Consider the following 23,641-nt stretch of genomic DNA (forward strand, 5'->3'; position numbering starts at 1 on the left):
TCGGGCGATGCCAATCGCTTCTAGTTCAACACCTCCACCGTCGCCGAACGCCCGGCCACCAGCGACATTCCGTCAGGCACATGATCCAGCGCGATGCGTACCGGCACGCGCTGGGCGAGGCGCACCCAACTGAAGGTCGGGTTGACGTTGGCAAGCAGGCTGGCGCCCTCGACGCGGTCGCGGTCCTCGATGCCGGCGGCAATGCTCTCGACATGGCCTGAAAGCGTCACCTTCTCGCCCATCAGGCGGACCTGCACCTTGTCACCGATACGAATGCGCGCGAGTTTCGTCTCCTCGAAATAGCCTTCCACATGCAGCGTATCGCTGTCGACTAGCGCCATTACGCCTTTCCCGGCCGTGACATAGGCGCCGGGACGCAGATCCATGTTGGTGATCACGCCGTTCACGGAGGCATGCACCTCGCTGCGATCGAGATTGAGCTGGGCGACCGCGCGGTCGGCAACGGCCGCATCGAAAGCCGCCTTGGCCTGGAGCTGGGTGGCCAGCACCTGCTCCTGTTTCTGCTGCGACACGGCGTCGGTCGTCAGCGCGCTATAGCGCTTCAAATCGGCATTGGCCTGATCGAGCGTAGCCTGATGACCGGCCACCGACGCATCGGCCTGCCGCAGCGCCAGCGCAAAACGCTCGCGGTCGATCTTGAACAGGACGTCACCGCGATGGACCTTCTGGTTGTCCTTGACCAACACTTCGGTCACGAAGCCCGACACATCGGGCGCGACCTGCACCACGTCGGCGCGCACCCGGCCGTCGCGGGTCCATGGCTGCTCCATGTAATAGACCCAGAGCTCGCGGCCGACAGCGAGCGCGGCGACAACGGCAAGGAGCGTCAACGCGAGGCGCCCGAGCCAGGCAACATTCCCTTTCATGCAAGATACTCCGAGAGATAGACGACGACGCCGAGAATGCAGACGTAGATCGCGAAATCGAACAGCGCGCGGTGCCAGACCAGCCGGTAAAGATCAAAGCGCTGCATGAAGCGGCGCAGCAGAGCACTCAGCGCGTAGGCGATGATGATCCACAACAGCAGCGCTGGCACGAGCACACCGTAGATATCGATCACGTATCTCATGCCGCAACACTCTCGCCTGCCCGCGGCCGATAGGCCGGTGCGTCCGGAAACAGACCGCGCCTTATGCCGACGAGGCCGACCAGGGCGTCCTCGCGCGCCTTTCCGTTGGGATCCTTCACCGCCCGGGCCAGTGCCCGATCGACGCTTGTCAGAAGTTCGGCCGGCATTCCATCACCCGCATATCTGCGGCAGGCGATGGCGAGCTGATCGAGCATGTCGTCGATCACGGCAATGGTGGATACCGCAAGCCCGTAGCGGGCGCGCCGCAGATCGATGATGTTGATTCCGATACGAAGCTGGACCAGGCTCTCGGCGTCGCGGCGGTCACTCTCGGAGAGAAACGCGATGCGCTGCACCAGAAGGCCGAGCCGGTGCAGCATCAGGCCCGCGAACTCCGCGCGATCCCGCTTGCCGCGCCGTTCGGCGGCGACCGCGAGCGCCGTCCAGTTCGACAGCACCAGGCGGTTGGCGATCCACTCCGCCCCCACCCCACGCGCGATCCGCGTCACCAGCTCGGCAATGATGACACCGACGAAGAAGGCGACAGCGGAATTTGCGTAGGACGCGAAATCCGCGCTGTAGGTCGATTGCAGCGCCAGCAGCGTCGCCGTGTTGGCCGCGAGCGCCATGCCGGTTCCGGTCGTTGCGGGCCGTGCGATCAGGAAGCCATAGAAGAGGAACGTTGGCGCGAGCGCGGCGACCAAAACCTCGAGACGCGAGATCGCGGGCACCAGCGCAAAAAGGTAGATCGCCACGACGACAATGGCGACCAGGGACCACAGGCCAAAACTGCGGATGAAGCGCGCGGGCTCGTCCTGCGCGGCGAAAAACGAACAGGCGACGGCCGCCATCATCGGCGCCGACGCGCCGTCCGGCCAGCCGGTACCGATCCAGAACGCGCAGCAGATCAGGATGGCCGCCGACGCGCCGGCAGCCGACCACAGGGCAAGGCCGCGATCCCTATGGCGCACCGGCGCGGCACCTGCTTCGGATTGGAAATCCAGATCGAGGGTCGAGACGTTCCGGCTCTCGACGATCGCTTCCGTCAGGGCGCGGCAATCGCGCGAGAGGTCGACCAGCTCGCGCAGCCGCGACAACAGGCCGGTGACGATGATCCGCTCCCAGGACGCGCTGTCGTCTAGGACCGCCTGCTGCCGTGCGATCATGGCGCGAATTCGCTCGGCCGGCTGCCGTGCGTTGGCGTCGCCGGTGATCCATCCCGCGAGATCTTCCAGGAGCCGCCTCAGCTCGGGTTGCCGCCTCAACGCCTCCTCGCCCAGCGCGGCGAGCCGGTCCTCGAGCGAAGCGATCACCGGCAAAAGCATCAGCATGCGAAGCCGGATTTCACCCAGTCCGACGATGGCATTGCGGTCGGTCAACCGGTCATAAGCAAGATGGGTGGAGAGCGTGTCGATTTCGACAATGTCGGTCGCAAGCTTGATGCGCTTGCCGCGGCGGGTTTCGTTCGTCCCGTTGCGCAGCAGGACGACTTGACTTAGGCGCTGCGCGTCCGCCACCCAATTCTCGATCCGATTGGCAACAGCCGGCGCGACGCTGCGAGGAAAGACGATGGTCGAAAACAGGCTTGCGCAGATGATGCCGAGCGAGATTTCCTCGAGCCTCGCCACCGCGGTCTCGAAAATGGCGCCCGGCTCGGACACCGAGGGAAAGCCGATCAGCGCCACCGTGTACCCGGCCAGCATGAAGACGTAGCTGCGTGGTGTGCCGTCGAGCAGCGAGAGATAAAGACAGAGCCCGACCCAGAGCGCGATCGCGAGGCACAGCAGCTCGGGTGCATCGATCAGGTTCGGGACCAGCGCCACCGTCGTGATCGCGCCGACCAGCGTGCCCATCACGCGGAAGAACGCCTTCGAACTGGTCGCCCCCGCCAGCGGCTGCGAGGTGATGTATACGGTCGCCATCGCCCAATAAGGCCGCGGCAGATCCATTGCCAGCGCGATGACGAGCGCCAGGATCGACGCGGCGAACGCCTTCAAAGCGAAAATCAGGTCCGCGTGGCGGACCAGGAAGGGTTCATTTGCGCGCATGGCTATTTCGCTTCGGCGTCGGTCTTGGCGGCTTGCCCACCGTTCTATGCGCTGGAGAGTCGCGAAGGTGACCGCAAGTTCCTCGGGCCGATATCATGCAGCAGGCTGGCCCGCCCCCGGCCGGACCCGGGGCGCGGCGGGGGTTCCCGACGGCCTACTGACATCTCGGCGGACCGCTCGCGCGCGACCCGCCTCCGGCGGCGACAGCCCTCGCCTCAGTTCACGACGTACACATCCGGATCGAAGCTGGAGCTCGGCTTCTTGAAGGCGTTGCGCAAGGCGCTCGACATCGGGACGTTGTAGTTGAGGCCGTTCGGCGGTGTCGGCGATTCCAGCCATTTCTTGTAGAGGACCTCGATCTCCTGGCTCGCGTACAGCTCTGCAGTCGCGCGGTCGGCGAGCGCCTTGAACGGCGCGTCCTCCCGCCGGAGCATGATCCCGTAAGGCTCAGGCTTCGAGAACGTCTCCTCGCTGATCATGAAGAGCTGAGGTTCTTTCGAGCGCGCGATCGCGACCGCGAGCTGCACGTCGTCGAGCGCGTAGGCCTGGGCGCGATCGGTTTCCAGCAGCAGGAAGGCTTCGGCCTGGTCCTTGGCCGGCATCACATTGATGCCGAGATTGCGCTCGGTGCTGACCTTGGCGAGCTGCGTCAGGTTGACCGAGCCGGCCACCGCCGTCACCGCTTTGCCCTTGAGATCGTCGATGGTGTTGATCTTTGCGGCTTTCTTGGCTGCAAATCGCGTTGCGCTGAGGAAGTGCGTGTTGGTGAAGGCGACCTGCTTCTGGCGATCGGCGTTGTTGGTGGTCGCCGAGCAATGCAGGTCGAGCGTCCCGTTGACCATCAGCGGAATCCGGTTCGACGACGTCACGGCGAGCGTGTCGACCGCGATGTCGGGCATGCCGAGCTGCTTCCTCACGGCATCCACGATTCTAAGGCAGATATCCATGGCAAAGCCGACCGGCTTCTGGTTGCCGTCGAGATAGCTGAATGGGACCGACGCCTCTTGATAGCCCAGCGTGATCTTCTTGGTCTCTTTGACCTTTTGAAGCGTACCCGACAGGTCTTCGGCGGAAGCAGCCGTTGCAAGGCATGTGAGGGCCAGGACAACAGTGGGTAAACGCATCGGGAACTCCTCGAGGAGGCTCGCGCCTCCATGCCGGGCGCAGCAATCGCACCGTTGATAGCGCAGGCGCGCGGCAGCCGCCACACGAGCTTGCATCTATCAGCTATCGCGGCTTGGGATATGGTGACCGGCCTTTTGTCCGCCTGGAGTCGAGGCGCCTCAAGCGCCAGGATGGCGCTTACGCGTCGATACCGCGCTGGACCAGGATCCGCTCGGCGCTGTCGTTCCAGACGTCCATCTTGGTGATCTGGCCATTCCGGACCACGAAGCGATCGACGTAGCGGTTGCCCTCGAACGCGGTCCCATCCATCCATTCGCCGTAGAGCGTGCCGACGCTATAGACCACGGTCTCGCCGTCGCCGGGGCAGACATCGAACCGATCCATCTTCTTCTTGACCCAGCGGTAGCGCTTGGCGTTGAACCCGGTCGGGCCCCGCGGATGATCGAACTCGCGCCCGCCGGTAAAGGTGATCACCGTGCCCGGCGCCATATAGGCCGCCGCGGCGTCCGGATCGGGGATCATCGACGCCGTGAGATAGGCTTCAACGATCTCGGCGTCGGACGACGGACCGGCTTCGGCTTTTGCGGCAGCGGACATGGCTCATTCTCCCGGGTCTGCGGAATACTAACGCCCCTCTCGGGGAATACGTGCATATATTTTGAACATCCGTCGCTACACTGCCGACAATCTGGCGCCGCCAAACGCGGCCGAATGCACTAATTTCCTTCCGCAAGAGCCATGACCGCCCAATCCGCCTTTGACCTCGTCTTTCGCAGCGCCTTGCTGCGTGGTGCCGCCGACCCGATGGACATCGGCGTCACGCGCGGCCGGATCACCGCCATCGAACCGACGCTCGCCTGCGAGGCCGTCGAGGTCGATATCGGCGGGCGTCTCGCCCTGCCCGGCTTCGTCGACAGCCACATCCATCTCGACAAGGCCTGCCTGCTCGGCCGCTGCGGGCATGATCACGGCAGCGTCTCCGAAGCGATCCGCGCCGTCTCCGGGATGAAGAAGGATTTCTCGGTCGAGGACGTCTACGCGCGCGGCGCCCGGGTGCTCGAACGTGCCATCGTCCACGGCACCACGCGCATGCGAACTCACGTCGAGATCGATCCGCGCATCGGCTTGCGCGGCTTCGAGGCGGTGAAGGCGCTGAAGCGTGACTTTGCCTGGGCGATCGACCTGTCGCTCTGTGTCTTTCCGCAGGAAGGCCTCACCAACGATCCCGGCAGCGAGGAGCTTCTGATCCAGGCGCTGCGCGACGGGGGCGAGGTGATCGGCGGCTGTCCCTATACGGACACGGACCCGAACGCCCATCTCACACGCATCTTCGACCTCGCCGAGGCGTTCGACGTGGACGTCGATCTCCATCTCGATTTCGATCTCGATCCCTCCTGGTGGCACCTCGACGAGGTCTGCCGGCAAACCGAGCGGCGCAACTACGGAGGACGCGTGGCAATCGGCCATGCGACGAAACTCTCCGCGCTGCCACCGGAGCGGCTGAGGGCGGCCACCGCGCAACTGGCCAAGGCCGGCGTTGCCGTCACGGTGCTGCCGGCAACCGATCTCTATCTGATGGGGCGCGAGGCGACCCACAACGCGCCGCGCGGGCTGACGCTCGCCCACAAGCTCGCCGGCGAAGGCGTGGTGTGCTCGATCGCGACCAACAACGTGCTCAATCCCTTCACGCCGTTCGGTGATGCCTCACTGCTGCGAATGGCGAATTTCTACGCCAACGTCGCGCATGCCTCGGTCAACGACTTCGATGCGTGCCTCGATCTCGTGACCGAGCTGCCGGCGCGGCTGATGAACCTCGGGGATTACGGCATCAAGGTCGGAAACCCCGCCGATCTCGTCGTGCTCGATACGCAAGACAGCCGCTTCGCCATCGCAGAGCTGCCGGATGTCGTGATGGGCTTCAAGAGCGGCCGGCAGACTTTTGCGCGTCAACGGCCCACTCTGTTCAGCCCCGGCTGCTGATCCGCTCTCGATGCATATCTGCATTGAAGGGCGGCTTATTTCCGAGCAGCTTCCGTTCGATGTTACCGCTCATCGTTCCGCAATTCTGAATCCGGTAGATTCCCGGATAGTAGATTCTTGCTGATTCTCGATAGCTGCGCTCATTGCAAGTCCCGCGGTGCCGGTCATAGTAGGACCGGCACTGATGTCTGCATTCAAACGGGGAAGCATCGACATGTTCAGCGCATTCAGCGGCATCGACACTCACTCCATTCGAGCAAGAACGCCCAGCGAGGCCGCCGTGAAGCGGCTCGACGGCATCGGGCACGTCCTGTCGGACCTCGATCTGGCGGGCGTCCGGACACAGGATGACCTGACGCGCATGCTCCTGACGCTCGATACCGCCGACAAGTGCATTCGGTCGATCCGCGCAGAATTCCGGACCGAAGTCGCGAACGATCGGCTAGCCCGCAAGGCCGAAGACTTGATGGAGTTGATCGAACGCGCCCGCGACGAGCTCACTGGCTCTCGCACGGCAAAGTCCTGAGCAGGAGCCACCCTATTTCTCGCGATTGATCTTCGCCAGGATTCGGTCCGCCTCGGTGCGCCAATCAGCGCTTCGGGCGAATTCCTTGGTACCTTTCATTCCGAACAGGCCCTCATCGGCGAGGTCCGCCACCCAGGCCTGCCGCTCGGCGGTGCCCTGCGCGGACCACGGCGTCAGCCCCGCTTCACGCACGGTCTCGGCGACCTCGCGGACCTCCTCGGCGCGGCGGCGGCCATGCTCGATCACGCGCTGGAAGCAATAAGCGCCCTGCATCTCCCAATAGATCGTGGGAAAGGTTTCCGCCAGCGAAGCCAGCACCGCGTCCTCGACGCCATAGGCGCGCGCGGTGGTGAAGCTCTCGATCACCATGGCCTCCAGGCCCTTGATCATGATGCTGCGACACATCTTCACCGCCGAGGAAACACCGAGCTTGTCGCTCGCAACCTTTGCCGCAAAACCGATCGCGTTCAAGAGCGGCTCGAGCTCCCTGGCGTCGGGACCACCGAGCAGCAACGGCACCTTGATGCGATAAGGCGGCACCGACGTCATCACCGCGCCCTCGACATAACGTCCAGCGGCGCCATCGATCAGCGCGGCGGCACGCTGCTTGGCGCCGGGAGACGCCGAATTGAAATCCAGGAACCAGGTGCCTTGATTGATCGTGGCCGCGCAGGCCTTCGCCACAGGCACGGTTTGACTCGCGGTGACCGCGGAGATGATGAAATCGGACTTGGCGGCCAGCTCGGTGTGCGAGGCTTTCAGCCCGACACCGAATTTCTCAGCATGCTCCTTCAGCGAATCGCCCTGCTCGCCACCGAGCTTGATGTCATAGGCTGAGACCTTGATGTCCTCCTGGCGCAAATCCTCGGCGAGGATCCTGCCGACCTCGCCGTAACCGACCAGTCCGATCTGCCATCGCTTGGGATCGCCCGCCATCAGTTCAGTCCTCGCGTTGTCTCGTCGAACAGATCCTCGACAACATAGCGGCGCGGGATCAGCGCCTGCTGAAACGCATAGTCGATGATCAGCTCCAGCGGCTTCCTGTTCGCCTCGATTCCGAACGGAACGAGATCGGGCGTCGCCGCAGGCCCCATCCGGGTCTTGTTCCGCTTGAGCAGATCATAGACGCCCGCGAGCACGTCAGGACGCGATTTCGCCAGCTGCACGGTCACGACCACGAGATGGTTGACCGGCACGACGCCGCGACGCGCGTACCATTTGGCGGCTTCCGCGGCCGGATCGGGGAATAGCGTCTTCAGCTTGGGATCATTGGAGGCCTCGCCGAGGACAGCGTCGAGCTCGCCGTCGAGCAGCATCTGGAGGATCTTCTTGTCCTTCGGCGCGCGCTCGGTGGTGTCGACATATTCGGCGACATGCGGATCTTCGAACGTGACCCAGCGGATCTTGTCGAGATTGACGCCGTGGTCGTTGGCGAGGATGCCCCTGATCCAGGCTCCGGTGGTGGTCGTGAAGGAGCGGATGCCGACGCGCTTGCCTTCCAGATCGGACGGCCCAAGCGTTCCACGCGCAGGATTATAGAGCGCGTAGGAATGCTGGAAACGGCCGAGCATGGCGGCAGGCAGCAGCACGAGCGGCTTGCCATGCGCCTTCGCCATCAGATAGGTCACGATCGCCATCTCGCAGACGTCGAAGGCCTGCTCGCGCACCATCGGCTTGAACGCGGTGTTGGTCGGCGTGTATGCGATGAAATCGAGATCGAACAGGTCGGAGCGGAGCTCACCGCTTTTCACCGCCTGGACATGGGGGTGACTGCCGAGCACGGTCTTCAGCTTGAGACGATCCATCGGTCCGCTCCGCTTCTCGAGAGCATGATCCGGAAAAGTGTGAAGCGGTTTTCCGAATAGATCATGCTCAGAAAATACTGCGCTCACACATCCTCGGGATTGTCGACATAGACGAGCCCGGCCTTCGTCAAGGCCTCGCGCATGCTGTACATGTCGAGGCCCAGTTCGCCCGAAGCCAGCCGCTTGCGCTTGCCGGCTTCATCCGCGTTGCGCTTCTTCGCCTTCTGGGCGACTTCGGCCGCGTAGCGCTTCGGCACCACCACGACGCCGTCGTCATCGGCCACGATGATGTCGCCGGGATCGACATTGACGCCGGCGCACACCACGGGGACATTGACCGCGCCGAGCGTCGCCTTCACCGTCCCCTTGGCCGAGACCGCGCGCGACCACACCGGAAACTCCATCTCGTGCAGCGCCCTGACGTCGCGGCAGCCGGCATCTATGATCAGCCCCTGCACGCCACGCGCCTGCAGCGAGGTCGCGAGCAGCTCGCCGAACATGCCGTCGGTGTTGTCGGCGGTACAGCCGACGACGAGGATGTCGCCCTTTCTGCACTGCTCGACCGCGACATGGATCATCCAGTTGTCGCCGGGCTGGGCGAGCACGGTCACAGCGGGGCCGGCGATCGCCGCGCCGGGCCAGACTGGCCGCAGATACGGCTTCATCAGGCCGATGCGGCCATAGGCCTCGTGCACGGTCGAGACGCCGTACTCCGCCATCCCAGCGGGATCGGCACGCTCAATGTTGCGAACGACGACCGGCTTCATGCCAGCTCCTCCGCAACCGTCGGGAATAGGCGCTGATAAGCCTCGCCATACGTCATCGGAACGCCGGTGTTGCGACTGCCCTGAATGCCGCGATTGAGCGCGACGCGCTCGTAATAGCCCCAGAGGTGCTTCTGCGCGGCGAGGATCTGGAATGCCTCGTACTTCTCCTTCCAGACCTCGTCGATCTTGAGGAGCAGGTCCGGCTTGTAATTGCACTGCTCGGGCTGGTGCGGCTCGAACAGGAACAGCGGGGGTGCGGAGTATTTGTACTGCGCGCCGGGCTTGTGGCCCATGGCCTGCGCGACCACGCGGGTTTCCTGCGCGAAATGCGCCGCGTTCGGATGGTCGAAATTATAGGGATCCTCCAGCGCATGCGTCAGCACGAAGCTTGGATTGAGCTCGCGGTAGATGTCGACCATGCGGTCGAAATGCGCTTCCGTCAGCTTCAGCGGATAGTCGCCGCAGTCGAAGAACTCGATCTCGGCGCCGAGCAGCTTTGCAGCGCGCTCCGCCTCGTCCTTGCGGCCGGCCTTGACTGACTCCAGCGTCGCGCCCTTCTCCTTCCAGGCGAACTGGCTCTCGCCGCGCTCGCCGTAGGACAAGCAGACGATCTTCATGCGATAGCCCTTCTTCGCATGCAGCGCGATGGCACCTCCAGCGCGCCAGACGAAATCGCCCGGATGGGCCGTGATCACGAGACCTGTTTTCATGGGACAAACTCCCCTCTTTCGTTCGTCAACGTCATCGGTTCATCGAGCCGCGACAGCGGATTCCTCGCCGTCGAGCACGCGCTTCAGGCGTTGGGCATCAAGCGCGCCTTCCCATTTGGCAATCGCGATCGTCGCGACCGCGTTCCCGATCAGATTGGTCGGCGTCAGCCCCTGCGACATCAGACGGTGGATGCCGAGCACGAGCGCCACGCTCGTCACCGGAATGCTGCCGGTGGCGGACAGCGTTGCCGCTAGCACGACGAAGGCGGCGCCCGCGATGCCCGCCGCGCCCTTGGAGGTCACGAGCAGGATCAAGAGCAGCTCGATCTGCTCGGCGAGCCCGAGCGGCGTGTTGGTCGCCTGCGCCAGGAACACCGAGGCGGCGGCAAGGTAGAGGCAGGTGCCGTCGAGATTGAAGGAATAGCCGGTCGGGATCACCAGCCCAACGACGCTGCGCTCGCAGCCGGCCTGCTCCAGCTTGGTCAGCATGCGCGGCAGCACCGTCTCGGACGATGTCGTGGCAATGCAGATCAGCAACTCTTCCCAGATGTAGCGGATCAGCTTGAGCAGCGAGAAGCCGCACAGCCGCGCGACCGGGCCGAGCGCCACGATGATGAAGATCACGCAGGTGAGATAAAAACCGCCGAGCAGCTTGCCGAGCGAGGCCAGCGAGCCCACGCCGAACTTGCCGACCGTGAAGGCGATGGCGCCGAAGGCGCCGATCGGCGCCGCCCACATCACGAATCCGACGACGGTGAATACCATCTTGGCGGCGATGTCGATGAGATTGACCAGCGGCGCGGCGCGCTCGCCGAGCTGCACCAGCGCAAATCCGCACAGTACGGCGATGAAGAGCACCTGGAGGATGTTGCCCTCGGCAAAGGCGCCGACGAACGTCACGGGCACGATGTTCATCAGGAACGGCACGAAGCCGATCACGCCGGTCTGCTTGACATAGGGCTCGATCGCGCTGGCGTTGATGCTGGCGGGATCGATGTTCATGCCGACGCCGGGCTTGAGCACGTTCACCGCGACGAGCCCGATGATCAGCGCGATCGTGGTCATGATCTCGAAATAGACGATCGCCTTGACCGCGACGCGCCCCACCCGCGCCATGTCGGCCATATGCGCGATGCCATGGACGACCGTGCAGAAGATGATCGGCGCGATCAGCATCCGGATCGCCTTGATGAAGGCGTCGCCAAGCGGCTGCATCCTGGCGCCCGCCTCGGGATCGACGATCCCAAGCGCGATGCCGGCCGCCATGGCGATGAGCACCTGGATCCAGAGCTCCTTCCACCAGGCGCGGCCGCGTGGCTTGTCGATCGCCAGCGCCGTCATTGGTCGAACTCGAACAGGCGCGCCGGATTATCGACGAGGATCTTCTGCTGATACTCCGGCTCCGGCGCGAACAGCGGGATCAGGTCGACGAGATCGCCGTCATTCGGCATCGCCTTGACGTTGGGATGCGGCCAATCTGTGCCCCAGATGACCCGGTCGGGCGCGGTCTCGACGATCTTTCGCGCGAACGGCACGGCGTCGGTGAACGGCGGACCGCTGGAGGACACCCGCTCTGAGCCGCAGATCTTGACCCAGCACTTCTCGTCGCGCTGCATCAGCTCGATCAGGATCTTGAACGGCAATTGATCGAGCCCTTCGGACGCCTTCACCCGTCCCATATGGTCGATCGTGTAGCTCAGCGGCAGCTTTGTCAGCGTGTCGGCATATTCGGGCAGGTCGATCGCGTCGAAATGCAGGTCGATGTGCCAGCCGAGCGGCGCGACCATCGCGACGATACGGTCGAACCCCCCCTTATCGGGAACGCCGCCGAGATGGCGGACGAAATTGAAGCGGCAACCGCGGAAGCCGCCCTCGTGCAGCACGCGGAGCGCGGGCTCGGTGATGGTGTCGTCGATATTGGCAACCGCGCGATAGGCGCCGTTGCTCTGCGCGATGGCGTCAAGCGCCACCGTGTTGTCGGTGCCATGCACACTGGCATTGACGATGACGGCACGTCCAACGCCGAGCTTGGCATGCAGCGCGCGGAAATCGGCGAGCGGCGCATCCGGCGGTGTGTAGGAACGGTCCGGCGCGTAAGCGTATTTCGCGCCGGGCCCGAAGATGTGGCAATGCGCATCGCAAGACAGCTTCGGCAGCTCGAACTTCGGCGTGCGCGTGTCCGGATCGGGCGGCGGGATGGTCGGCGTGTACATCATTGCCATCGGATAAACCGCCGAACGAGACCGAGTGTTCAAGTCTTGCTGCTGACGACCGGTCGTCGCCGTGCCAGCCCAGCCTGATCCAGTGCCGGCGCCTGGAACGCGGCCACGGTGGCTTGCACCAATTGCTCGATGGCGCTTGCGGCATCGCTACCGTCGGCCTCGCCGCGCGACAGGCGCGAGACGCGATCCGGCGTCACCAGCGAATAATAGAGTGCGCCAAGCAGGAAGTGGCTGCGCCAGACGATATCGGTGCGCGGAACGTGCGGCAGGCTTTCGTGAACAGCATCGATGAAGGCGTGGCTGGTGTCGTCAAAAGTCTGTGCGATGATCTTTCGCGCGACCTCGTTGCCCTCCGCGGACATCACCGCGCGCAGCCGCGTGAACCGCGCCCCGCCTCCGGCAAGATCACTGCCCGAGGTGAAGGCCGGCACGACATAGGCCCGCACCACCGCTTCGAGCCGGTCCTGGAGATCGCGCACGCGTTTGGCGGCCGCGAGCAGCTCGGAACGGCGCAAATTCATTGGCCCGCAATGGCGCCGGTAGATCTCCAGCAGCAGGCCGTCCTTGGTCTTGAAATGATAGGTGACGCTGCCGGGATTGGCGCCCGCGGCCTGTGCAATATCGCGCACCGACACGGCGTTGAAACCGTTGGTGGCGAACAGCTCCTCGGCCGCGGCGAGAATTGCCTCGCGCATGTTCGGCTTGCGGGCCGTTTCCTTGCTGGTGGGGTTGCGTATCATGCGATTTGTACTATCGTACAAAAGATCAGGTCTCGTCAACAAAAACCATGGGCAGCGTCCGGACGGCTCGAAAGACCGAGGGTCCGCACGCAAACGCTCGCAAGGAGTGCTGGAAAATGCAGGGTTTGAATAAGAAGATCGGCGGCTTGATGCTGGGTGCCGGTCTGCTGCTGGGAGGCGGCGCCGCGCAGGCCGCCGACAGCTATCCGAGCAAGCCGGTTCACATCCTGGTGCCCTACGCTGCCGGCGGCGCGGTCGACGTGCTCGCGCGCACGCTCGGACAGGCATTGGCGAAAACCTGGGGCCAGCAGCCTGTGGTCGACAACCGCCCCGGCGCCGGCGGCATCGTCGCCTCTCAGGCACTGACGCAGGCCGCCCCCGACGGCTATACGCTGATCCTGGTCGCGAGCGGTCATCCCCTCAACCAGTTCATCTATCCGAGCGTGCCTTACGACACGTTTAGGGATTTTACCGCGATCACCGAAGTCGCCTCCTCGCCGCTAGCGATCGTCGTCGCCAAGGACAGCCCCTACAAGACGGTCGGCGATCTTCTCGCTGCGGCGAAGAAGGACCCTGACAAGCTCTCTTACGGTATGTCCGGCAACGGCACCTCGGCGCATCTCGCCGGTGAGCTGTTGAAATACATGTCCGGCACCAAGATCGTCGCGATCCCCTACAAGGGGGGCGCGCCCGCGCTGACCGCCGTGATCGCCGGCGACATCCCGCTCAGCATCAATCCACTTGCGGAAGCCATCAGCCAAATCGAAGGCGGTCCGGTGCGCGCGCTCGCGGTGACCTCGGCCGAACGCTCCAAGGCGCTACCCAATGTTCCGACCGTCGCCGAGTCGGGCGTGCCGGGCTACGACGTATCGGTCTGGTGGGGCGTTCTCGGCCCGGCGAAAATGCCGCCAGAGATCGTGGCGAAGCTCGAAACTGATCTGAAGGCGGCGCTGCAGGACCCGAACGTGCTGTCGACGCTCGGCAAGATCGGCGCAACTCCAGTGGGCTCTTCGTCCAAGGATTTCGACGCCTACATGCATGCCGAGGCGACCAAATGGGAGCCGGTGCTGAAGGCTGCCGACATCCGAGCGCAGTGAGGCTCTTCGCATGAGGACCTCCTCCGCGCGGCTTTCGCGCGCCGCCCTGCTCGCGGCGGTAGTCATCAGCTTCTTTGGGGCGCCAGCGCATGCCGACGGCGAAGCAAAGCTGCTGGCGCCGAGTGGCATGTTACGCGTCGGCGTCTATCCGGGCAGCCCGACCTCGATGGTGACGGATGCAACCGGCAAGCCGCACGGGCTCGCTTACGATCTCGGGGGCGAGCTTGCAAAACGGCTCGGCGTAAACGTCGATTACGTCAAGTTCCAACGCGTCGCCGACATCGTCGCCGCGATCCATGACGGCCAGGTCGATTTCACCGTGACAAATGCCACGCCGGCTCGCGCTACCGAGGTCAGCTTCAGCCAGCCCGTGCTGGCGATCGAGCTCGGCTATTTCGTGCCGGCGAACTCGTCGATCGGTAAGGTCGAGGATATCGACAAACCAGGCGTCAAGATCGGCGTCACCAAAGGCTCGACCTCCGAGCGTACGCTGCCGGCCAAGTTCAAGAACGCGACCATCGTTCCCGCCGAAAGCGTCAAGGTTGCCGTCGCCATGTTCGGCCGCGGCGAGATCGATCTCTACGCGACCAACAAGCCCACACTGTTTGAGATGTCCGACCAGATGCCGGGCGCGCGGATCCTCGATGGCAATTGGGGCCTGGAGCATATGGCCATCGCTATCCCCAAAGGACGCGAGGCGGCCCTGCCACTGCTCAACCGCTTCGTCACTGAAGAGCAGTCGTCCGGCGCGCTGGACACGATCCAGCGCCAGGCCGGCTTGCGCGGCGCCACGAAGGCGATGTAGGTCAATTGCGTGCGCTCGCCCGCATCTTCTCCGGCGGCGCGGCACGCCGCACGAAATCGGCGTCATCGTCGCCTCCTCCCGACGGAATCAGGATCGCGCGCTCGCGCGGCAGCGCTTCCGGCATCTCGTCGCGGATGAAGGCGATGAGCTTCTCTCTCATCTCGCAGCGCAGGTCCCAGGACTGCGGCGCATTCCTGGCGCTGACGAGGGCGCGGAGCTCGATGGTGCGTGAATCCGCGTCGATCACCTGGAGGTTGACCACCTCGCCGTCCCAGAGCTTGGACTCCTTTACTGCTTCTTCCAGCCAGCGCCGGATCCGCGGCACGTCGGCACGATAATCGACATGGAACGCAATCACGCCGATCAGGGACGCGGTGTCGCGGGTCCAGTTCTGGAATGGCTTTTCGATAAAATAAGACAGCGGCACCACCATGCGGCGCCAGTCCCACAGCCGGATCACCACATAGGTCGAGGCGATGTCCTCGACCCAGCCCCACTCGTTCTCGATGATGACGGCATCCTCGATGCGGATCGGCTGGGTGATCGCGATCTGCATGCCCGCGATCAGATTGCTCAGCAGCGGCCGGGCGGCAAGACCGACGATGATACCCGCGGCACCGGCGGAGGCGAACAGGCTGACGCCGTATTGCCTGACCGAGTCGAATGTCATCAGGGCGGTCGATACCGTGATGATGACAATGATGATATCGGTGACGCGCTTGAAGACGCGGACCTGGGTGACGTGCTTGCGCGCGACAAAATTCTCGGTGACGTCGCGAAAGTTCAGGAGATACCGTGCCGCGCTCATATCGACGATCCGGATCGAGATCCAGCCGATCAGCGCGATGAAGGCGACGACGAACAGGCGCGTCAGCGGCGTGCGGAAGGCATCGTCCAGCGGCGCGAGCGGCAGCACCAAGGCTACGGCGGCAAGACTGAGGGCCAACTGAGCAGGGCCAGCCGTGCGCTCGATGAACACGCTCACGAGCGGGAGACGGGTTCCGAAGGCGCGGTTGAACAGCCAAACCGCGAGGCGGTAGATCGACAGGGCCATCAGAATAGCGCCAGCGACCAGACAGAGGCCGACGAACCACGACGGTATCCACCCGAACATCCTGTCGATGTCGGCCAAAAGGGTCTGCCGATTCATTAAAGTCCCCGTTTGCATTCGCGCTTGCCGTTCAACGCGTCGTAGCGTGGTTCGCTCCCCCGCTCAGTGCAATGCAGCATCCCTCTGGTGCAATCATCGCCGAACTGCGCTATTTCTGGTCAATCATGACTCGACGGACTGGCAGCGCCGATCTTCCCCTTCACACCGGCCGGGTTCCACCCTGGCTGGCGACCCGCATGTCGTCGCTGGGCGCGATCGTCACGCAAGCGATCGTGCATCACTACGGACGAGATGCATTCCTCCAGCGGCTCTCGCACCCGTTCTGGTTCCAGTCGTTCGGCGCCGTCATGGGGATGGACTGGCACTCCTCCGGCATCACGACCTCCGTGATAGGGGCGCTGAAGCGGGGGTTAGGCCCGCTCCAGGATGAGCTCGGAATCTACGTCTGCGGTGGACGTGGCCAGCACTCGCGCAAGACCCCGGACGAACTGATGCAGCTCGGCGACCGCGTCGGCTTCGACGGCGCAAAGCTCACGCGTGCGAGTCGCCTCGTGGCCAAGGTTGACAGCGCCGCGGTCCAGGACGGCTTTGACCTTTACCTCCACGGCTTCTTCGTCACCGCCGATGCCAAATGGACCGTGGTGCAGCAGGGCATGAACGGCGACAAGCGACAGGCCCGCCGCTATCACTGGCATTCCGAGGCGCTGAAGAGTTTTGTCGATACCCCGCACAGCGCGATCGACGGGCCGCTGCAAGGCGAGATCGTCAATCTCACCGACCATCGCGCCGTTCTCTCGCGGAGCGCGCAGCTCGAGCTTCTGAGCGATCTCGGCCCGGATCGCATCCTTTCCGAATTCGAACGGCTCACCGGGACTACGCCCGAGCCCGCACAGGCGACGCTGCCGCACCTGATCATGCCCGGGCATCACGACGTGCGGCCGAAGGACGTGTTTGCGCGCCGCCTGCACGGCACACTCGCGGCCGCGGCCGAGCGCGGCCCAGTCGACTTTCCGGAACTGCTGCTGACGCCCGGCGTTGGCGCTCGCACCGTGCGTTCGCTGGCGATGGTCGCCGAAGTCGTGCACGGCGCACCCTACCGCTTCAACGATCCCGCCCGCTTCTCGCTCGCCCACGGCGGCAAGGACCGGCATCCCTACCCCGTTCCGATCAAGGTGTATGACGAGACCATCCGCGTGCTCAAGAGCGCGATCCAGAATGCAAAGCTCGGGCGCGAGGAAGAGATGCAGGCCATCAAGCGCCTCGACGACCAGGCGCGGCGGCTGGAGCGCACCGCGCGCGGGCCATCGGTTGAGTCCTATATCGCCGGAGAGCGTGCCGCCTCACCCGATCTCGACGGCCGCTCAGTGTTCGGCTGGGAACGGGACCTGGCATCGACAAAAAAGCGGACCGGCTGAACACCGGTCCGCGAGTTGGTCGGGAGGAACGCCTCTCTCAGGTCTCGTCGGTGCCCGGCTCCTCGTCGAGCCGGTTGGCCGAATGATCCTGATATTGATCGGTCTGGATCGACTTGCCGTCCATGCCGCGAATGTCCGAATGCTGCTTCTTGTCGCGGTTGGACAGCACCATGTTGTCGCCGATCTTGTCCTTGGGCACGTCCGTCATGGCGCCGGTGCCGTCGCCCTTGCCGTGCATGCCCGATCTGAAATGCGTCTTGCTGCCATGACCACCTGGCATCTTTTTCTCCTCTTGCTTTGATCGCCTGTGAAGCTCAGTGCTTCTGCTGTGCCGGCGTCGGTTTCGGGGGCTTGTGTCCGCTTTGGCCGGAATCGTTGTGCTTGTTGTGGTCGCTTTCCTGGTTGAGGCCGCCCCGGCTCACCGGAAATTCACTCTGCCGCGCCTCAGGTCGCGCGCGATGGACGGCCGTGTCCTCCGGATTGTGGCCGATCGCCTGGTCAAGCTCTCGCGCGTCTGGAACATCGGGCTTGCGCTCGAGGATGCGAACCTGTTGCTCGTGGGTCTTCTTGCCTTGCATGCTCGTCCTCCGGAGCTATCGGTCTCGTCGGCGCGCGCCGCTGCGCGCGACGTCCTTGTCGATGCCGCCAGCGGCGTTCACGTCGTTCTCGACATCGCCTTCGATCGTGTTCTCGCCCAGGGCGTCCTCGAGGTCGTCAGGCGAGATACCGGCCATCGTTGCGCCCTTCGATCCGCCAATCATGGGATTTTCGTGCAGATCCTTTTCGGTCGGTGCGTAGAGTTTGGGTTGCTTATTGGTCATGTCTCACCTGCCTCCGCCCTTTCCGGCCTCGTCGTGTCTGTGGTGTGAATCGTGCTCGCCACCCCCGCCAGAGACGCGGCTGTGGTTGCGCTGCGGGTCGTCCGCCGGTGGCTTCTTCACTTCGAGCGGTGCCTTCGCATTCTCATGCGATGCGCCAGGTCCGCCCTGACGGATGCTGTTCGGTGTCTTGGTGGATGTCGACATGTCACCTCCTCAGCGATCTTGCTGATAGCCTTGGTTGGTGGTGTTCTGCTTGATGTTGCCCTGCTGCCCTTGCTGGTCTGGATTTTGCGCACGCTGCTGGCCGTGCGGGGCAGTCGAGGACACTTGCTTGCTGTCGCCGGTTCCCTTGGGGCTTTGGTTCTCGGCGGGAACAGGTGGCATCTTGCCGGTCATGATGCTGTCTCCTGTTGTTGACACGACATCGACCGGAGGAACTCATCCGGCTTTCGATGTCGCAAAAACAACTAGAGCAACGGCATGCCGTTCCTACCGACGAGTCCAGAGAAATTCCGCAAGCGTGTAAGTCTCAGCAGGCCGCTGGCTGGGAACGAACCATCATCGATCCAGCTGCTCCGTGGCCGTCGGGCACAACGGGGAGGTTCGCGATCGCACGCATGCCCGGTCGCTTGCGCCAGTGGATCTGAGACACGTCCACAGCAAAGCCAAGTTTCGGCCATCGCACAAACAGCGCTTGCAAGGCACACGCTGCCTCGATCCGGGCAAGTTGATGACCGAGGCAGAAATGGATTCCCGTTCCGAAGGACATGTGACGGTTCGGCTTGCGCGCGAGATCGAGGCTGTCGGGACGATCATGCGCCGCCGGTCCATGTTCGCCGCGGCGAGCATCACCATGACGCGATCGCCCTTCTTGAGACGCACGCCCGCGAGCTCGATATCCCGCCGCACATAGCGCGCCTTGGAGAACTGCACCGGCGACACGAAGCGCAGGAATTCCTCCACCGCAAGCCCGACGCGGCTCCAGTCCTGTGCCAGCCAGTCGCGGACGCCAGGACTTCTAAGGAGCTCGTAGACGGAACCGCTGATGAGATGCGTGGTGGTCTCGGAGCCCGCCGCGAGCAGCAGGAACACCATCGACACCATTTCGTCCGGCGTGATCTGGCCACCCTCGCGCTCGACCTGGACCAGCTCCGAGATCAGGCCCTCGCCGCCCCGCGCGCGCGCAATCTGAAGCTGCCGTTCGAGGTAGGCTCGCATCTTGCGGAACGCGAACAGCAGGCGGAAGAAGCTGGCGACGTCGGTGAGCGAAGACATCGTATTGGCCCAAGCGATGAAGCGAGGGCGATCGGCCAACGGCAACCCAAGCAGCTCGGAGATCACCGCGAGCGGCAGGATGCGGGCATAACGCTGGACGAGATCGGCCGGGCTTCCTGCCAGGAACAGCTCGTCGGCGAGACCGTCCGCGATGGCGCGGATACGCGGCTCCATCGCGACGATCGCGCGGCGCCGGAAGGCCTCGTCCACGATGCTGCGCAGCCTTGTATGGTCCGGCTCGTCCATCGTCAGCATGTTGTTGGCGATGGTTCTGACGTAGTTCGGCATCCACCAGCGCAGACCTGCGACGTCGCCATCCTCCTTGCGCAGCGTGAAATTGGTGCCGTCCTTCAGGACCTGCGCCGTGGCATCGTGGGTCGTGGTGATCCAGACATCGCCGACGAGAGGAAATCGCGTCGCGACCACAGGACCGGACATGCGCAACGTTGCGATCGCCTTGGGCGGATCGCGAAAGAAGGCCTCGCTGGTGAAATCGAGGCGCGGTGTCATGGGATCACCGAGTGGTTGGTGGCGCCTCAACCAGATGGTGCGCACGCGACGGCCCGCAAGGGCCGGAAGCGGCGCGATGAGCTGAGTGCCTACCCCCGCCCGGGCGAACGCGGGCCGATCTTGCGCTGCTGCTGATTGGTGTAGGCGTCCCAATTGCTCCAGCTGCCGTTGCTGAGGCTTCGCAGGTCGGTGGTGAGCGGACGGCGCGTGCGCTTGTCGTGATCGGCGATCACGCGCTCGGATTGCACGATCTTGCGCTTGAGTTCCCCGACCGCCTTCTGGGTCTGCCCGTTCCGCTTCGAAGACGCGATCTCGCCCATGGTGAAGCGCGCGGTCTCGAGTGCCTTCAACTCGGCGCGGTTCTTCTTCAACTGAACCCGGTGCCAGGCGATGTTGCTGTCGCTGTCCGCAACCATGTGGGAACTCCGCTGATTCGTTCCCACAGTGTATCGCGTGCCGAATCGGCGCCGCAACGGGCGCGCGGCGGCGAAAATACGGTCTTATTGCGCGGAGGTTCCGGGCCTAGCGCTCGGCGAAAGCCTTTTCGACCACGAATTGGGCCGGTTCGCCGTGATTGCCCTCGACAAGACCCCGCTCGCCGAGGAGCACGCGGGTATCCGCCACCAGCGCCGGGCTGCCGCAGATCATGACGCGGTCGTGGGCGGCTTCCAGGGCCGGCAGGCCGATATCGGAAAACAGCTTGCCCGAGGTGATGAGGTCGGTGATGCGGCCGCGATTGCGGAAGGGATCGCGCGTCACGGTCGGATAGTAGATCAACTGGTTGCGGATGTACTCGCCGATCAGCTCGTCCTTGGGCAGCGTCTCGGTGATCATCTCGCCATAGGCGAGCTCCTTCACGTGCCGGCAACCGTGCAGCAGCACGACCTTCTCGAACCGCTCGTAGGTCTCGGGGTCCTTGATCACGCTCAGGAACGGCGCAAGGCCCGTACCGGTGCCGATAAGGTAGAGGTTGCGGCCATCCTCCAGATTGTCGATCACCAGCGTGCCGGTGGCCTTGCGGCTGACGATGATCTCGTCGCCTTCCTTCAGATGCTGGAGCCGTGAGGTGAGCGGGCCGTCCGGCACCTTGATCGAGAAGAACTCCAGCGTGTCCTCGTAATTGGCGCTGGCGACGCTGTAGGCCCGCAACAGCGGCTTCTCGCCGACCTTGAGCCCGATCATGGTGAATTCGCCGTTGCGGAAGCGGAAGGTCGGGCTGCGGGTGGTCTTGAAGGAGAACAGCGTGTCGGTCCAGTGGTGGACGCTCAAAACGGCTTCCTGATTGAAATTGCTCATCTCACCCTTCCGTGGCGCGTCGTGGCGGTTTTCAAGGCGGCAGCTATGCGTCGTTTGTACACGATCATTTGTATACTAATGAATAATCCGGCTTGATCCCGGGGTCAAGGCTGCCCAAGATCGGAAGCGTTGCAGTTAAGGACAAGGACCCATTCCATGGCGCATGACGCACCCCAGGCCACCGGACCCTCGAAGCTCGTGATCCGCAATATCGGCCTGATCCTGTCCGGCGCGCTGGAAAAGCCGATCCTGGACGGCGACACCATCGTCGCCGAGAACGGCAAGATCACCGCGATCGGCCGCTTCAAGGACCTCAACACCGAAGGCGCGACCACCATCGTCGAGGCCAACGGCACCACGGTGGCGCCCGGCCTGATCGACAGCCATGTCCACCCTGTTGCGGGCGACTGGACGCCGCGCCAGAACCAGATCGGCTGGATCGACAGCAATTTGCATGGCGGCGTCACCACGATGATTTCCGCAGGCGAGGTGCACATGCCCGGCCGCCCGCGCGACGTCGTCGGGTTGAAGGCGATGGCCATCTTCGCCCAGCGCGCATTCTGGAATCTGCGGCCTGGCGGCGTGAAGGTTCACGCCGGCGCACCTGTGATCGAATGCGAGATGGTCGAGGAGGATTTCAAGGAGCTGGCCGCAGCCGGCGTCAAGCTGCTCGGCGAAGTGGGCTTGGGCGGCGTCAAGGATGGCCCCACGGCGCGAAAAATGGTTGGCTGGGCCCGCAAATATGGCATCCAGAGCACGATCCACACCGGCGGTCCTTCGATCCCCGGCTCCGGCCTGATCGACAAGGACGTGGTGCTGGAGGCCGACACCGATGTGGTTGGCCACATCAATGGCGGCCACACCGCGCTTCCCGACGACCAGATCCGCTGCATCTGCGAGGGCTGCAAGCGCGGCCTCGAGCTGGTGCACAACGGCAATGAGCGCTCGGCGCTGTTCACGTTGCGCATCGCGCGCGAGATGGGCGATCTGCACCGCGTCATCCTCGGCACCGACGCGCCCGCCGGCTCCGGCGTGCAGCCGCTCGGCATTCTCCGCATGGTGTCGATGCTGTCCTCGCTGGGCGACCTGCCGGCCGAGGTCGCGTTTTGCCTGGCCACCGGCAACACGGCGCGGATGCGCGAATTGGATTGCGGCCTGATCGAAGTCGGCCGTTCCGCAGATTTCGTCATCATGGACAAGGCGCAGCACTCGGCCGGCAAGAACATTTTAGACAGCGTCCAGCTCGGCGACCTCCCCGGCATCGGCATGACCATCATCGACGGCATCGTGCGCACCCAGCGCAGCCGCAACACCCCGCCGGCCGGCCGGGTGCCGGAGGTGGTGGCCAAGTGACGCAGCCGGAGCGGCTCGCCGCTCGGCGCGGTCCCTCGGGAAAAGCTGATCACCCAATCAACGGCGCTTAGCGATTTCACAACGCACGTAGGTCTGGCGCTTGCCTTGCCCGACCGGGCTGTTGTCCATCACCAGCTTGCCATCAGCGGCAATGGAAACCCGGGGATTGGAGCGATACTTCTCGCCCTCACCTTCGCAGGCGAGCTTCATTTTCCAGCTGAGCTTCCCGTCGGCGGTGATCTCGCTGGCGCGGCACCTGGTCTCGTACCAATAGAGGCGGTTGCCGCCCTCGATGCTCATGCGGTTGGCGCTGTCCTGGTCGCGGCAATCCTTTTTGGTCGACGCCCAGAACCCCTCATAGGCTTGCGCCGCCAGGGCGGGAGCACACTGGCCCGCCAGCATCACACTCATACTCAGAGCCATCGCAAACCGGTTCGCCGCTCTCATATCAAAAACCTCGACAAGACCTTCACCGAGGTTAGTCGCGCCTCACCGCAGCTTGTTCAACAGCGCCATCAGCATCTCGCGCTCCTTTGCCTCGAGCGGCGCCAGCGTCTCCCGTGTGATCGCGAGCGCATTCGGCGCGACCTTTTCCGCCAGTTGCTGGCCCGCGCGCGTCAGGCTGACCAGAAGCCGCCGTCCGTCCTCGGGATCCTGGCTGGTCTCGGTCAGGCCGCGCGCCGTCAAGCGATCGATCACGCCCTTGATGGTCGCCACATCCATCGCCGTCAGGCGCCCGAGCTGGTTCTGCGAGCATGGCCCGGCCTCGGCGAGCTTCGACAGCGCCGCCCATTGCGTCGGCGTGATATTGGTGCCGATCTCGCGAGAGAAGATCGCGCTGTGGCGCTGCCAGACCTGGCGAAGGATGAAACCAACCTGCTCGTCGAGCACGTAAGGCGGCTTTGCTGGTTTGACGCTCTTCTTCGCCGCGACGCTTCTCGCCAT

General features: G+C 64.1%; 28 protein-coding genes and 1 pseudogene. 6 read left to right on the forward strand and 23 right to left on the reverse strand.

Annotation, left to right across the window (positions count from 1 at the left end; translation table 11 throughout):
* Nucleotides 1–20: 20 nt before the first annotated feature.
* From AC0L3U_RS21950 to AC0L3U_RS21970, 5 genes are all read right to left on the reverse strand, one after another.
* Nucleotides 21–887 (reverse strand): efflux RND transporter periplasmic adaptor subunit, encoded by an 867-nt coding sequence (locus AC0L3U_RS21950; protein WP_456764814.1) that lies wholly within the window; start codon nucleotides 885–887, stop codon nucleotides 21–23.
* The gene (locus AC0L3U_RS21955) at nucleotides 884–1,090 is read right to left on the reverse strand and encodes a DUF1656 domain-containing protein (RefSeq protein ID WP_027517340.1); all 207 of its coding nucleotides are present in this window, start codon (nucleotides 1,088–1,090) and stop codon (nucleotides 884–886) included. Before AC0L3U_RS21955 ends, AC0L3U_RS21950 begins: the two co-directional genes overlap by 4 nt.
* Nucleotides 1,087–3,138, reverse strand: a complete 2,052-nt coding sequence (locus AC0L3U_RS21960; protein ID WP_473363174.1) for an FUSC family protein — start codon at nucleotides 3,136–3,138, stop codon at nucleotides 1,087–1,089. The genes AC0L3U_RS21955 and AC0L3U_RS21960 overlap by 4 nt, the downstream gene beginning before the upstream one ends.
* A gap of 215 nt (nucleotides 3,139–3,353) precedes the next feature.
* On the reverse strand, nucleotides 3,354–4,262 hold the full coding sequence (locus AC0L3U_RS21965; RefSeq protein ID WP_473363175.1) for an amino acid ABC transporter substrate-binding protein: 909 nt from the start codon (nucleotides 4,260–4,262) through the stop codon (nucleotides 3,354–3,356).
* Nucleotides 4,263–4,440: 178 nt separating this feature from the next.
* On the reverse strand, nucleotides 4,441–4,860 hold the full coding sequence (locus AC0L3U_RS21970) for a nuclear transport factor 2 family protein (protein ID WP_247360432.1): 420 nt from the start codon (nucleotides 4,858–4,860) through the stop codon (nucleotides 4,441–4,443).
* A 141-nt stretch (nucleotides 4,861–5,001) separates the two neighbouring features.
* Between AC0L3U_RS21970 and AC0L3U_RS21975 the strand changes: the two genes are divergently transcribed.
* The gene (locus AC0L3U_RS21975) at nucleotides 5,002–6,243 is read left to right on the forward strand and encodes an amidohydrolase family protein (protein ID WP_473363176.1); all 1,242 of its coding nucleotides are present in this window, start codon (nucleotides 5,002–5,004) and stop codon (nucleotides 6,241–6,243) included.
* 214 nt (nucleotides 6,244–6,457) lie between these two features.
* Nucleotides 6,458–6,769 carry a hypothetical protein gene (locus AC0L3U_RS21980; protein WP_456764819.1) on the forward strand — a complete coding sequence of 104 codons (312 nt, stop codon included), beginning with the start codon at nucleotides 6,458–6,460 and terminating at the stop codon, nucleotides 6,767–6,769.
* 12 nt (nucleotides 6,770–6,781) lie between these two features.
* Here the strand turns inward: AC0L3U_RS21980 and AC0L3U_RS21985 are convergent, their stop codons facing one another.
* The 7 genes from AC0L3U_RS21985 to AC0L3U_RS22015 form a co-directional block, all read right to left on the reverse strand.
* Nucleotides 6,782–7,705: a DUF1932 domain-containing protein gene (locus tag AC0L3U_RS21985; RefSeq protein WP_473363177.1), complete on the reverse strand. Its 924-nt coding sequence runs from the start codon at nucleotides 7,703–7,705 to the stop codon at nucleotides 6,782–6,784.
* A complete protein-coding gene (locus AC0L3U_RS21990; protein WP_473363178.1) occupies nucleotides 7,705–8,574 on the reverse strand; it encodes a substrate-binding domain-containing protein in 870 nt (289 codons plus the stop codon). The genes AC0L3U_RS21985 and AC0L3U_RS21990 overlap by 1 nt, the downstream gene beginning before the upstream one ends.
* A gap of 83 nt (nucleotides 8,575–8,657) precedes the next feature.
* Entirely contained in the window at nucleotides 8,658–9,341 is a 684-nt protein-coding gene (locus AC0L3U_RS21995) for a 4-carboxy-4-hydroxy-2-oxoadipate aldolase/oxaloacetate decarboxylase (RefSeq protein WP_473363179.1), read from the reverse strand.
* Complete coding sequence (locus tag AC0L3U_RS22000; RefSeq protein WP_473363180.1) at nucleotides 9,338–10,051, reverse strand: PIG-L deacetylase family protein; 714 nt, start codon at nucleotides 10,049–10,051, stop codon at nucleotides 9,338–9,340. The genes AC0L3U_RS21995 and AC0L3U_RS22000 overlap by 4 nt, the downstream gene beginning before the upstream one ends.
* Nucleotides 10,052–10,090: 39 nt before the next feature.
* Nucleotides 10,091–11,392, reverse strand: coding sequence for a C4-dicarboxylate transporter DctA (gene dctA / locus AC0L3U_RS22005; RefSeq protein WP_473363181.1), 1,302 nt, complete (start codon nucleotides 11,390–11,392; stop codon nucleotides 10,091–10,093).
* Nucleotides 11,389–12,273 carry an amidohydrolase family protein gene (locus tag AC0L3U_RS22010; protein WP_473363182.1) on the reverse strand — a complete coding sequence of 295 codons (885 nt, stop codon included), beginning with the start codon at nucleotides 12,271–12,273 and terminating at the stop codon, nucleotides 11,389–11,391. Before AC0L3U_RS22010 ends, dctA begins: the two co-directional genes overlap by 4 nt.
* Before the next feature lie 29 nt (nucleotides 12,274–12,302).
* Nucleotides 12,303–13,013, reverse strand: coding sequence for a TetR/AcrR family transcriptional regulator (locus AC0L3U_RS22015; protein ID WP_473363183.1), 711 nt, complete (start codon nucleotides 13,011–13,013; stop codon nucleotides 12,303–12,305).
* A gap of 116 nt (nucleotides 13,014–13,129) precedes the next feature.
* Between AC0L3U_RS22015 and AC0L3U_RS22020 the strand changes: the two genes are divergently transcribed.
* On the forward strand, nucleotides 13,130–14,110 hold the full coding sequence (locus tag AC0L3U_RS22020; RefSeq protein WP_473363184.1) for a tripartite tricarboxylate transporter substrate binding protein: 981 nt from the start codon (nucleotides 13,130–13,132) through the stop codon (nucleotides 14,108–14,110).
* 10 nt (nucleotides 14,111–14,120) lie between these two features.
* Nucleotides 14,121–14,915 (forward strand): ABC transporter substrate-binding protein, encoded by a 795-nt coding sequence (locus AC0L3U_RS22025; protein ID WP_473363185.1) that lies wholly within the window; start codon nucleotides 14,121–14,123, stop codon nucleotides 14,913–14,915.
* Between the two features lies 1 nt (nucleotide 14,916).
* On the opposite strand, the gene AC0L3U_RS22030 is transcribed toward AC0L3U_RS22025, so the two are convergent.
* Nucleotides 14,917–16,065 (reverse strand): mechanosensitive ion channel family protein, encoded by a 1,149-nt coding sequence (locus tag AC0L3U_RS22030; RefSeq protein ID WP_473363186.1) that lies wholly within the window; start codon nucleotides 16,063–16,065, stop codon nucleotides 14,917–14,919.
* A gap of 125 nt (nucleotides 16,066–16,190) precedes the next feature.
* On the opposite strand from AC0L3U_RS22030, the gene AC0L3U_RS22035 reads away from it, so the two are divergent.
* Nucleotides 16,191–17,441 (forward strand): DUF763 domain-containing protein, encoded by a 1,251-nt coding sequence (locus AC0L3U_RS22035; RefSeq protein ID WP_473363187.1) that lies wholly within the window; start codon nucleotides 16,191–16,193, stop codon nucleotides 17,439–17,441.
* Between the two features lie 37 nt (nucleotides 17,442–17,478).
* Here the strand turns inward: AC0L3U_RS22035 and AC0L3U_RS22040 are convergent, their stop codons facing one another.
* From AC0L3U_RS22040 to AC0L3U_RS22075, 8 genes and pseudogenes are all read right to left on the reverse strand, one after another.
* Nucleotides 17,479–17,721, reverse strand: a complete 243-nt coding sequence (locus tag AC0L3U_RS22040; RefSeq protein WP_027517324.1) for a hypothetical protein — start codon at nucleotides 17,719–17,721, stop codon at nucleotides 17,479–17,481.
* A 34-nt stretch (nucleotides 17,722–17,755) separates the two neighbouring features.
* On the reverse strand, nucleotides 17,756–18,019 hold the full coding sequence (locus AC0L3U_RS22045; protein WP_473346581.1) for a hypothetical protein: 264 nt from the start codon (nucleotides 18,017–18,019) through the stop codon (nucleotides 17,756–17,758).
* 15 nt (nucleotides 18,020–18,034) lie between these two features.
* Nucleotides 18,035–18,262 (reverse strand): hypothetical protein, encoded by a 228-nt coding sequence (locus tag AC0L3U_RS22050; RefSeq protein ID WP_027517322.1) that lies wholly within the window; start codon nucleotides 18,260–18,262, stop codon nucleotides 18,035–18,037.
* Nucleotides 18,263–18,265: 3 nt separating this feature from the next.
* Nucleotides 18,266–18,466: a hypothetical protein gene (locus AC0L3U_RS22055; RefSeq protein WP_007592432.1), complete on the reverse strand. Its 201-nt coding sequence runs from the start codon at nucleotides 18,464–18,466 to the stop codon at nucleotides 18,266–18,268.
* A gap of 9 nt (nucleotides 18,467–18,475) precedes the next feature.
* Nucleotides 18,476–18,658 carry a hypothetical protein gene (locus AC0L3U_RS22060; protein ID WP_007592434.1) on the reverse strand — a complete coding sequence of 61 codons (183 nt, stop codon included), beginning with the start codon at nucleotides 18,656–18,658 and terminating at the stop codon, nucleotides 18,476–18,478.
* Nucleotides 18,659–18,791: 133 nt separating this feature from the next.
* A pseudogene (locus tag AC0L3U_RS22065) lies at nucleotides 18,792–20,047 on the reverse strand (cytochrome P450).
* Nucleotides 20,048–20,136: 89 nt separating this feature from the next.
* Nucleotides 20,137–20,463, reverse strand: coding sequence for a hypothetical protein (locus AC0L3U_RS22070; RefSeq protein ID WP_027517320.1), 327 nt, complete (start codon nucleotides 20,461–20,463; stop codon nucleotides 20,137–20,139).
* Nucleotides 20,464–20,569: 106 nt separating this feature from the next.
* Nucleotides 20,570–21,343, reverse strand: coding sequence for a ferredoxin--NADP reductase (locus AC0L3U_RS22075; protein WP_106943076.1), 774 nt, complete (start codon nucleotides 21,341–21,343; stop codon nucleotides 20,570–20,572).
* A gap of 156 nt (nucleotides 21,344–21,499) precedes the next feature.
* Here AC0L3U_RS22075 and AC0L3U_RS22080 point away from each other — a divergent pair, with 156 nt between their 5' ends.
* Nucleotides 21,500–22,696 (forward strand): amidohydrolase family protein, encoded by a 1,197-nt coding sequence (locus tag AC0L3U_RS22080; RefSeq protein WP_018459312.1) that lies wholly within the window; start codon nucleotides 21,500–21,502, stop codon nucleotides 22,694–22,696.
* 57 nt (nucleotides 22,697–22,753) lie between these two features.
* On the opposite strand, the gene AC0L3U_RS22085 is transcribed toward AC0L3U_RS22080, so the two are convergent.
* Both AC0L3U_RS22085 and AC0L3U_RS22090 read right to left on the reverse strand, forming a co-directional pair.
* Nucleotides 22,754–23,143 carry a hypothetical protein gene (locus AC0L3U_RS22085; RefSeq protein WP_473363188.1) on the reverse strand — a complete coding sequence of 130 codons (390 nt, stop codon included), beginning with the start codon at nucleotides 23,141–23,143 and terminating at the stop codon, nucleotides 22,754–22,756.
* A gap of 42 nt (nucleotides 23,144–23,185) precedes the next feature.
* Nucleotides 23,186–23,641, reverse strand: coding sequence for a MarR family winged helix-turn-helix transcriptional regulator (locus AC0L3U_RS22090; RefSeq protein ID WP_007592445.1), 456 nt, complete (start codon nucleotides 23,639–23,641; stop codon nucleotides 23,186–23,188).

This window comes from Bradyrhizobium sp. Kon69, from assembly GCF_055807515.1.

Bases quoted from the DNA above. Each gene is read 5' to 3' on its own strand.
- AC0L3U_RS21950 (WP_456764814.1), bottom strand. From the start codon at position 887: ATGAAAGGGAATGTTGCCTGGCTCGGGCGCCTCGCGTTGACGCTCCTT.
- AC0L3U_RS21955 (WP_027517340.1), bottom strand. From the start codon at position 1,090: ATGAGATACGTGATCGATATCTACGGTGTGCTCGTGCCAGCGCTGCTG.
- AC0L3U_RS21960 (WP_473363174.1), bottom strand. From the start codon at position 3,138: ATGCGCGCAAATGAACCCTTCCTGGTCCGCCACGCGGACCTGATTTTC.
- AC0L3U_RS21965 (WP_473363175.1), bottom strand. From the start codon at position 4,262: ATGCGTTTACCCACTGTTGTCCTGGCCCTCACATGCCTTGCAACGGCT.
- AC0L3U_RS21970 (WP_247360432.1), bottom strand. From the start codon at position 4,860: ATGTCCGCTGCCGCAAAAGCCGAAGCCGGTCCGTCGTCCGACGCCGAG.
- AC0L3U_RS21975 (WP_473363176.1), top strand. From the start codon at position 5,002: ATGACCGCCCAATCCGCCTTTGACCTCGTCTTTCGCAGCGCCTTGCTG.
- AC0L3U_RS21980 (WP_456764819.1), top strand. From the start codon at position 6,458: ATGTTCAGCGCATTCAGCGGCATCGACACTCACTCCATTCGAGCAAGA.
- AC0L3U_RS21985 (WP_473363177.1), bottom strand. From the start codon at position 7,705: ATGGCGGGCGATCCCAAGCGATGGCAGATCGGACTGGTCGGTTACGGC.
- AC0L3U_RS21990 (WP_473363178.1), bottom strand. From the start codon at position 8,574: ATGGATCGTCTCAAGCTGAAGACCGTGCTCGGCAGTCACCCCCATGTC.
- AC0L3U_RS21995 (WP_473363179.1), bottom strand. From the start codon at position 9,341: ATGAAGCCGGTCGTCGTTCGCAACATTGAGCGTGCCGATCCCGCTGGG.
- AC0L3U_RS22000 (WP_473363180.1), bottom strand. From the start codon at position 10,051: ATGAAAACAGGTCTCGTGATCACGGCCCATCCGGGCGATTTCGTCTGG.
- dctA (WP_473363181.1), bottom strand. From the start codon at position 11,392: ATGACGGCGCTGGCGATCGACAAGCCACGCGGCCGCGCCTGGTGGAAG.
- AC0L3U_RS22010 (WP_473363182.1), bottom strand. From the start codon at position 12,273: ATGGCAATGATGTACACGCCGACCATCCCGCCGCCCGATCCGGACACG.
- AC0L3U_RS22015 (WP_473363183.1), bottom strand. From the start codon at position 13,013: ATGATACGCAACCCCACCAGCAAGGAAACGGCCCGCAAGCCGAACATG.
- AC0L3U_RS22020 (WP_473363184.1), top strand. From the start codon at position 13,130: ATGCAGGGTTTGAATAAGAAGATCGGCGGCTTGATGCTGGGTGCCGGT.
- AC0L3U_RS22025 (WP_473363185.1), top strand. From the start codon at position 14,121: ATGAGGACCTCCTCCGCGCGGCTTTCGCGCGCCGCCCTGCTCGCGGCG.
- AC0L3U_RS22030 (WP_473363186.1), bottom strand. From the start codon at position 16,065: ATGAATCGGCAGACCCTTTTGGCCGACATCGACAGGATGTTCGGGTGG.
- AC0L3U_RS22035 (WP_473363187.1), top strand. From the start codon at position 16,191: ATGACTCGACGGACTGGCAGCGCCGATCTTCCCCTTCACACCGGCCGG.
- AC0L3U_RS22040 (WP_027517324.1), bottom strand. From the start codon at position 17,721: ATGCCAGGTGGTCATGGCAGCAAGACGCATTTCAGATCGGGCATGCAC.
- AC0L3U_RS22045 (WP_473346581.1), bottom strand. From the start codon at position 18,019: ATGCAAGGCAAGAAGACCCACGAGCAACAGGTTCGCATCCTCGAGCGC.
- AC0L3U_RS22050 (WP_027517322.1), bottom strand. From the start codon at position 18,262: ATGACCAATAAGCAACCCAAACTCTACGCACCGACCGAAAAGGATCTG.
- AC0L3U_RS22055 (WP_007592432.1), bottom strand. From the start codon at position 18,466: ATGTCGACATCCACCAAGACACCGAACAGCATCCGTCAGGGCGGACCT.
- AC0L3U_RS22060 (WP_007592434.1), bottom strand. From the start codon at position 18,658: ATGACCGGCAAGATGCCACCTGTTCCCGCCGAGAACCAAAGCCCCAAG.
- AC0L3U_RS22070 (WP_027517320.1), bottom strand. From the start codon at position 20,463: ATGGTTGCGGACAGCGACAGCAACATCGCCTGGCACCGGGTTCAGTTG.
- AC0L3U_RS22075 (WP_106943076.1), bottom strand. From the start codon at position 21,343: ATGAGCAATTTCAATCAGGAAGCCGTTTTGAGCGTCCACCACTGGACC.
- AC0L3U_RS22080 (WP_018459312.1), top strand. From the start codon at position 21,500: ATGGCGCATGACGCACCCCAGGCCACCGGACCCTCGAAGCTCGTGATC.
- AC0L3U_RS22085 (WP_473363188.1), bottom strand. From the start codon at position 23,143: ATGAGAGCGGCGAACCGGTTTGCGATGGCTCTGAGTATGAGTGTGATG.
- AC0L3U_RS22090 (WP_007592445.1), bottom strand. From the start codon at position 23,641: ATGGCGAGAAGCGTCGCGGCGAAGAAGAGCGTCAAACCAGCAAAGCCG.